At 67.6% G+C, this 7417-nt stretch carries 7 protein-coding genes; 3 read left to right on the top strand and 4 right to left on the bottom strand.

The features are described from left to right. Nucleotides 1–85 precede the first annotated feature (85 nt). A complete protein-coding gene (gene purQ, locus VGP60_RS40065; RefSeq protein WP_327553454.1) occupies nucleotides 86–763 on the bottom strand; it encodes a phosphoribosylformylglycinamidine synthase subunit PurQ in 678 nt (225 codons plus the stop codon). Beyond that, nucleotides 760–999 carry a phosphoribosylformylglycinamidine synthase subunit PurS gene (gene purS / locus VGP60_RS40060; RefSeq protein WP_327553453.1) on the bottom strand — a complete coding sequence of 80 codons (240 nt, stop codon included), beginning with the start codon at nucleotides 997–999 and terminating at the stop codon, nucleotides 760–762. The genes purQ and purS overlap by 4 nt, the downstream gene beginning before the upstream one ends. Before the next feature lie 257 nt (nucleotides 1000–1256). Here purS and VGP60_RS40055 point away from each other — a divergent pair, with 257 nt between their 5' ends. Then, complete coding sequence (locus VGP60_RS40055) at nucleotides 1257–2837, top strand: GMC family oxidoreductase (protein WP_327553452.1); 1581 nt, start codon at nucleotides 1257–1259, stop codon at nucleotides 2835–2837. Between the two features lie 85 nt (nucleotides 2838–2922). Here VGP60_RS40055 and VGP60_RS40050 read toward each other — a convergent pair whose 3' ends face one another. Both VGP60_RS40050 and VGP60_RS40045 read right to left on the bottom strand, forming a co-directional pair. Then, complete coding sequence (locus VGP60_RS40050; RefSeq protein WP_327553451.1) at nucleotides 2923–4425, bottom strand: aldehyde dehydrogenase family protein; 1503 nt, start codon at nucleotides 4423–4425, stop codon at nucleotides 2923–2925. 33 nt (nucleotides 4426–4458) lie between these two features. Next, entirely contained in the window at nucleotides 4459–5610 is a 1152-nt protein-coding gene (locus tag VGP60_RS40045; RefSeq protein WP_327553450.1) for an MFS transporter, read from the bottom strand. A 138-nt stretch (nucleotides 5611–5748) separates the two neighbouring features. On the opposite strand from VGP60_RS40045, the gene VGP60_RS40040 reads away from it, so the two are divergent. Together VGP60_RS40040 and VGP60_RS40035 are read left to right on the top strand one after the other, a co-directional pair. Continuing rightward, entirely contained in the window at nucleotides 5749–6675 is a 927-nt protein-coding gene (locus tag VGP60_RS40040) for a DUF5937 family protein (RefSeq protein ID WP_327553449.1), read from the top strand. A 34-nt stretch (nucleotides 6676–6709) separates the two neighbouring features. After that, nucleotides 6710–7345, top strand: a complete 636-nt coding sequence (locus tag VGP60_RS40035) for an MBL fold metallo-hydrolase (RefSeq protein ID WP_327553448.1) — start codon at nucleotides 6710–6712, stop codon at nucleotides 7343–7345. Nucleotides 7346–7417 lie beyond the last annotated feature (72 nt).

Below are 7417 nucleotides of genomic sequence, written 5' to 3'. Positions count from 1 at the left end.
TCGGTCGAGGCCTAAAGAGCCACCATGGCCACCTTGGTTGCGTTGAACGCAACCAAGGTGGCCATGGTGGCTTTGAAGCGGTGCGTCAGGCCTTAACGAGGGCGTCGACGGCGGAGTAGAACATGCCGAGGCCGTCGTCCGACGGGCCGGTGAGGGCGTCGATGGCGTGCTCGGGGTGCGGCATCAGGCCGACGACGCGGCCGTTGGCGCTGCGGATCCCGGCGATGTCGTTACGCGACCCGTTGGGGTTGCCGCCGACGTACCGGAACACGACCCGGCCTTCGCCTTCGAGTTCGTCGAGCGTGTGCTGCTCGGCGACGAAGCAGCCGTCGATGTTCTTCATCGGGACCAGGATCTCGGCGTCCTTCTCGTACCGGCTGGTCCACGACGTCTCGTTGTTCTCGACGCGCAGCCACTGGTCGCGGCAGATGAAGTGCAGCCCGGCGTTGCGGATCATGGCGCCCGGCAGGAGTCCGGCCTCGCACAGGATCTGGAAACCGTTGCAAATACCCAGCACGGGCATGCCCTTGCCGGCGGCCTCGATGACCGAGTCCATCACCGGCGCGAACCGCGCGATGACGCCGGCGCGGAGGTAGTCACCGTAGGAGAACCCGCCCGGGACGATCACCGCGTCGACACCGTGGAGGTCGGGGTCCGCGTGCCACAGCGACACGGGCTCGGCGTCGGCGTACTTGACCGCGCGCAGCGCGTCGCCGTCGTCCAGCGTGCCGGGGAACGTGATGACCCCGATCCGGGCACTCATTCGGCGATCCGGCGGACGGTCCACTGCTCGATAACCGGGTTGGCCAGGAAGCCTTCGGCGATCTTCGCGAGGGTCTCGTCGTCGACGGTGTCGTCGACCTCGAGCTCGAAGTGCTTGCCTTGGCGGACCTCGGACACTCCCTTGAAGCCGAGGCGCGGCAGCGCACCGACCACTGCTTGGCCCTGAGGATCCAGGATTTCGGGCTTCGGCATGACGTCTACGACGACTCGGGCCACGGCAGGCTGCTCCTTATTTATGCAGGTCGTGGGTACTCCCTGAGCCTACTTCACCAGGCAGGCGGGGCCGACGAGCCCCCGACGCTCGTCGGCCCCGCCCAGATCAATTGTCGCTCACGGACGGGTGATCCGCCGATCAGCCGACAGGGTCGCCGCCCAGGGCCGTTTGGGGGATGCTTGCCCGGCGAGGCTCTTCCGCCCGCGGGCGGACCAGGGCATCATCAGGTATTGACATCACGCCAATTACTGGAGGCATCGTGGCCGTTCAGGAATCCTTCGACTACGTCATCGTCGGCGCCGGCAGCGCGGGCTGCGTGCTGGCCAATCGGCTGAGCGAGGATCCGGCGGCGCGCGTCCTGCTCCTGGAAGCCGGCGGTGAGGACACCGACGACGCGATCCGCATCCCCGCCGCGTTCGCGACGTTGTTCAAGACCAAGTGGGACTGGAACTACGAGACCGTCGAACAGAAGCACACCGGCAAGAAGGAATACTGGCCGCGCGGGAAGATGCTCGGCGGCTGCTCCTCGATGAACGCGATGATCTACATCCGCGGGAACCGCGCCGACTACGACGGCTGGCGCGACTCGCACGGCGCCGCGGGCTGGGGTTTCGACGACGTCCTGCCCTACTTCATCCGCGCGGAGGGCAACCAGCGCTTCGGTGGCGAGCTGCACGGCACCGACGGGCCACTGCACGTCGAAGACCGCCGCTACACGCACGAACTGTCCAGCGCCTGGGTCGATTCCGCGGTGTTGTGGGGCCTCAAGCGCAACGAGGACTTCAACGGCGAGACACAGGAAGGCGCCGGGGTCTACCAGGTGACCTGCAGGAAGGGCCGCCGCTGGTCGGCCGCCGACGCGTACCTCCGGCCCGTGATGGAACGCCCGAACCTCACCGTGCGCACGAACGCGCAGGCGACTCGTATCGTCCTGGAAGGCACTCGCGCGGTCGGAGTGTCCTATTTGGACAACGGGGTCGAGGTGACCGTGCGCGCGGACGCCGAGGTCCTGCTCAGCGGCGGTGCGATCAACTCACCGCAGCTGCTGATGCTTTCGGGGATCGGTCCGGCCGAGCACCTGAAGGAACTCGGGATCGACGTCGCCGTCGGGCTGGCGGGTGTCGGTGACAACCTGCACGACCACCCCGCCGCCGGGATCGTCTGGTCCACCAAGGGAACCACCGACATCGCGGACTTCGCCACTCCCGCCGGACTGGTGCGCTGGCAGCTGACCAAACGCGGGCCGCTGACGTCGAACATCGGTGAGGCCGGCGGGTTCTATTCCACTTTGGACGGACTGGCCGGACCGAACATGCAGATCCATGTCGCGCCGACCCTGTTCTACGACAATGGTTTCCGCGAGCCGACGGTGTCCGGGTTCACCTCGGCGGCGACGCTGGTCGACGTCGCGAGCCGGGGCAGGCTGCGGCTGAAGTCGTCGAATCCGTTGTGGAAGCCGGAAATCGATCCGGCGTACTATTCGGAGTCCGCGGACTTCGACGCGATGATGTCCGGGCTGCGGTCGCTGATCGAGATCGGGAAGTCCGGGGCGCTGACGAAGTTCCTCGACAAGCCGTTCCTGCCCGCGACGCATGACCTCGACGATGAAGCGCTGGCCGAGCAGATCCGGTCGCACACGCAGACGCTGTACCACCCGGTGGGCACCTGCGCGATGGGGACGGGCGAGCACGCCGTCGTCGATCCGACGTTGAAGGTGCGCGGGGTGGACGGGCTTCGCGTGGTCGACGCGTCGGTGATGCCCGTGGTGCCGCGCGGGAACACGAACGCTCCCGCGATCATGGTGGCGGAGAAGGCGTCCGACCTGATCAGGGGGCGTTGAACTCGCACTTTCTCGCAAGAGTGCCTCGCCGGGAGCCCGCGTGCGGCTCCTCGGTGACGGCACTCTTGCGAGAAAGTGCGACCGGCTAACGCTTGCCGTGCAGGATGGTGATCAGCTTCGCGACGAGGACGTCGGTCTTTTCCTTACGGGCGAAGGTGGTCAGCGCGATCGGCGCGGTGAACTTCTGCCGTGCGATGGCCTTGGAGCGGGCGAACTCGCGGAGGCCGTCGGCGCCGTGGATGCGGCCGAAGCCCGAGTCGCCGACGCCGCCGAACGGCAGTGACGCGATCCCCGCGAACGAGAGTGGCGCGTTGATCGACGTCATCCCGGTGCGCAGTTTCCCGGCGAGTTCCATGCCGCGGGCCTTGGAGAACACCGTCGAGCCGAGGCCGTACTTGGTGTTGTTGGCCTTCTCCACGGCTTCGTCCATGTCGCGGACCTTGGCGATGGTGACCGTCGGGCCGAAGGTTTCCTCTTGTACCGCTTCGGAATCCTCGGGCACGTCGACGAGCACGGTCGGCTGGACGTACCTGTCGCCGACAGCGTCGGCTCCGCCGACGAGCGCCTTTCCACCACGAGCGAGGGCGTCTTCGATATGCCTGCGGACGACGTTGAGCTGCGAAGGCATGGTCATCGGGCCGTACTGCGCGCCCGCGTCGGAGCCCGCGCGGACTCCCTTGCTCTTCTCGACGACCTTCGCGACGAACTCGTCGTGGACCTTCTCGTGCACGTAGACGCGCTCGACGCCGATGCAGGTCTGGCCGGAGTTCGAGAACGCGCCCCACACCGTGGCGTCGGCGGCCGCGTCGAGGTCGGCGTCGACGTCGACCAGGACCGGGTCCTTGCCGCCGGCTTCGATGATCACCGGGGTCAGCGTGTCGGCGGCCGCGGCCATAATCTTCTTGCCGGTCGCTGTCGAGCCGGTGAACGCGATCTTGTTGACGCCGGAGCGGGTCAGGGCCGCGCCCGTCTCGCCGAAACCGGTGATGAGCTGCAGGACCGGCGCCTCGGGGACGATCTCGTTGAACGCGTCGACCAGCCATTTCCCGACGCCGGGGGTGCACTCGCTCGGCTTGAAGACCACCGCGTTGCCGGCTGCCAGCGCGTAGGCGATGGAGCCGAGCGGCGTGAACACCGGGTAATTCCACGGCCCGATCACGCCGACCACGCCCAGCGGCTGGTACTCGACGGTCGCGGACTGGTTCGACATCAGCAGCCCGGCGGGGCGCTTCTTCTTGCCCAGCACCTTTCGGGCATTTTTGCCGGCCCACGCGATGTGCTCGATGGCGAGGACGGCTTCGAGCTGCGCGTCCGCGATCGGTTTGCCGGTCTCGTCGCGCACGACCTGGCACAGTTGCGCGAGGCGGCGCGTGACCACGCCCTTCCACTTCCGCAGCCGCTCGGCGCGGCCGTCGAAGCCCAGCGAGTCCCACCATTCGGCGGCGACGCGGGCGCGTTCGACGGCGGCCTCGACGTCCGCGGCGGAGTGAATGGGATAGGTGCCCACGACCTCATCGGTCGCCGGGCTGAGCGAGTCGAAGGTCTCGCCCACCGCTGGTGTGGACGGCTTCGGCTGGACGGCGGTCATCGGCGTCTCCTGTGGTCTCGGATAGGACCCAGGCTACGAGGTTGCTGACAATGTGCCAACAGTAGCCTTCGGCCGCTTACCGAGCATTAAACAGGCAACGAGTGCGCTGGCAACACCCAACAGTGGCGCCAAAGACAGCGGCAGGACGCCGACGCTGAGCGAACCGATCCCGAATCCGGTGGACTGCACGGCGAACGACAACGAGAACCCTTCTGACCTGCGTTCTTTCGGCAGAAGGCGCTGCATTTGCACCGAAGCGACGGTCACCAGCGGGCCGGTACAGGACCCGATGACCACGATCCCGGCGAGCAGCCCCGGCCAGCCGAAGTTCCCCGCCACGAGGGAGCCGCCCACGACGAACCCGCCCAGCAAAAGGCCTGCTTGAAGCCGTGGCCGTCCCAACTTCAGGCCGCGCCACGCGTACAGCGCGCTCCCCGCGATGCTCGCGCCGCACAGCACGGCGATGACCAGCGCCGCCGCGCGCTCCCCCGCGCCGAGCCGCTGGGCCAAGGGCAGCGGCGCGACCTCGACCGTCGACAGCAGATGCCCGATCGTGAACTGGCAAGCGAGCCACGGCAGAGCCGTTCGCATCGGTCGGTTCGCGGACGGGGTTTCACGTGACACCGAGGGTTGCGGCACCAGCGTCGCCGACAGCAGATAGACGACGGCCATCGCGACCAGCGGCAAGAGCGAGTCCGCCATGGTGAGCACCGCGACCAGCGCGGGTCCGAGGATGAGGACGCCGTCGAGGATCATCGCGTCGACGGCGATGGCCCTGGGCAGCAATTCGTCTGAGATCGTGCCCGCAAGCAGGGTGCGGAAGCCGCCGGACAGCCCTCCGGAGATCGCGCCGGGCACCACGACCAGCGCGAGCAGCGTCGCACCGGAGGCACCCGCGGAGGCTGCGGCAGCCAGCCCACCGAGTCCGGCGGCGGCACAGACCAGCAGCAGGACCAGGCCTTTCGCCGGGCCGACGCGGTCGAGCAGGCGACCTGACGGCACCGCGCAGACCAGCTCGGCGACGACGTAGACCGACATCATGATCCCGCCGAGCCGGTACGACCCGGTGGTCGCTGTGGTCAGCACGGTGAACGCCAGTGGCGCCATCGCGGCGGGGAGCCGGGCCAGCTGGACGCCAGTCGACCAGCGCCAATAAGCGCGGTGCGTAAACAACTTCTCCGTCATACCCGAACCCTGTGCCCCCGCCCCCTTCGCTCATACTGATTCGGGCATTCCCGAACCTCCGAATATGTCGACATGTTCGGGGATTTGGGAATGCCCGAATCGCCGAATATGTCGACATATTCTCCGGGAGGGGGCGCGGTGATTGAGTTGGGGTTGAGTCCGGCGGGGGTGCGGTTCGCGATCTCGCCGCTGGACGAAGCGCTCGGGGCGATGCAGACGATCCTCGGCCTGCGCGGGCACCCGAGTCACCTGCCGTGGCTCGAGAACGTGCCGCGGAAGCTGCGCGTCCCCCAGCTCGCGGCGGTGATGAGCGCGCGGCACTACATCACCGACTTCCTCAGCCCGCCGCCCGACGGCCCGCTGACCACCGCCGAAGCCCAGCTCGCCGAGATCCGCCGGACGTCACCGAGCCAGGTCGCCACCGAGCTGGCGATGGTCGACGCCGACCTCAGCTCATTGCCTTCGGACCCGTCGATAGCGCGCGATCTGCTTGCCGACCAGCTCGAACGCGTCTGGACGGAACTACTCGAACCACACTGGCCACGGATCCACCAGCTGCTCACCGCCGACATCGAATACCGCTCACGACGGCTCGCGGAAGGCGGTGTCGCGCTCGTCTTCGACGACCTTCACCAGCGGGTCCGGCTCGTCGACGACGTACTGATGATCGCCGTCCAGGCCCGCGCCCGCATCCCGCTCGACCGGCGCGGGCTGCTGCTGATCCCGGGCGTCTTCGCGTGGCCGAACGTCGGCGTGATCACCGTGCCGCCCTGGCAACCGGCGCTGATCTACCCGGCGCGCGGTGTCGCGTCGCTGTGGACAGCCGACACCCGGCCGCGGACCGCGCTGGCCGGGATCCTGGGCCGGACCAAGGCCGCGCTGCTGACCGCGCTGGACGAACCGGCGAGCACCTCGGCGCTGGCCACCCGCCTGGGCCTGAGCAACGGAACCGTTTCCGAGCATCTCACGGCGTTGCGCGCGGCGGGTCTGCTCACCACGAATCGGCGCGGTCACGCCGTGCTTTACCGGCGCACGGAACTTGGCGACGCATTATTGCGGCCGTAGACTGGGATTCTGCCTCTTCAAAGGGAGTTTCAGCATGCGAATTGTCCACTTCGGACACTCTTGCGTCTTATTGGAGACCGACGGCGCGAGGATCCTGATCGACCCGGGCACGTTCTCCACCGGCTTCGAAAGCGAGCGTGAGCTCGACGCCGTGCTGGTCACCCACCAGCACTTCGACCACCTCGACGTCGACAAGCTCCCCGCGTTGCTCGAAGCGAACCCGAACGCACAGCTCATCGTCGACCCTGGAACGGCGGACACCGTCGAGAAGCTCGGCGTGCAATTCCGCGTGGCGCATCCCGGGGACGAGTTCGAATTCAGCGGCGCCGCGATCAACGTCGTCGGCGGGGATCACGCGATCATCCATCCGGACATCCCGCAGATCCCGAACATCGGGTACATCCTGGACCACGGTGCGTTCTATCACCCCGGCGACTCGTTCTTCGTGCCGGAGCAGAAGATCGACACCCTCGGGCTGCCGACGGGTGCGCCTTGGCTGAAGCTGAGCGAGGCCGTCGACTTCCTGCGCGCGGTGTCGCCCCGGCTGGCCACGCCCATTCACGAAGCCGTGCTCGCGAAGCCCGCCATGCACTACGGCATGTTCACCCACCTGGCGCCCGAAGGCACCGAGGTAAAGGTGCTGCCCGTGGGGGAATTCGCCAAGTTGTAGCGTCCCGACCCAGCGTGGCTCGTGAGTGGCTACGAGTGTTCTATAATAACACTCGTAGCCACTCACGAGCCA

The sequence above is a fragment of the Amycolatopsis sp. genome (assembly GCF_036008905.1).
Classification (GTDB): domain Bacteria; phylum Actinomycetota; class Actinomycetes; order Mycobacteriales; family Pseudonocardiaceae; genus Amycolatopsis.
The sequence above is the reverse complement of the archived record's forward strand: the minus strand, read 5'-3'. Positions and strand labels throughout refer to the sequence as shown.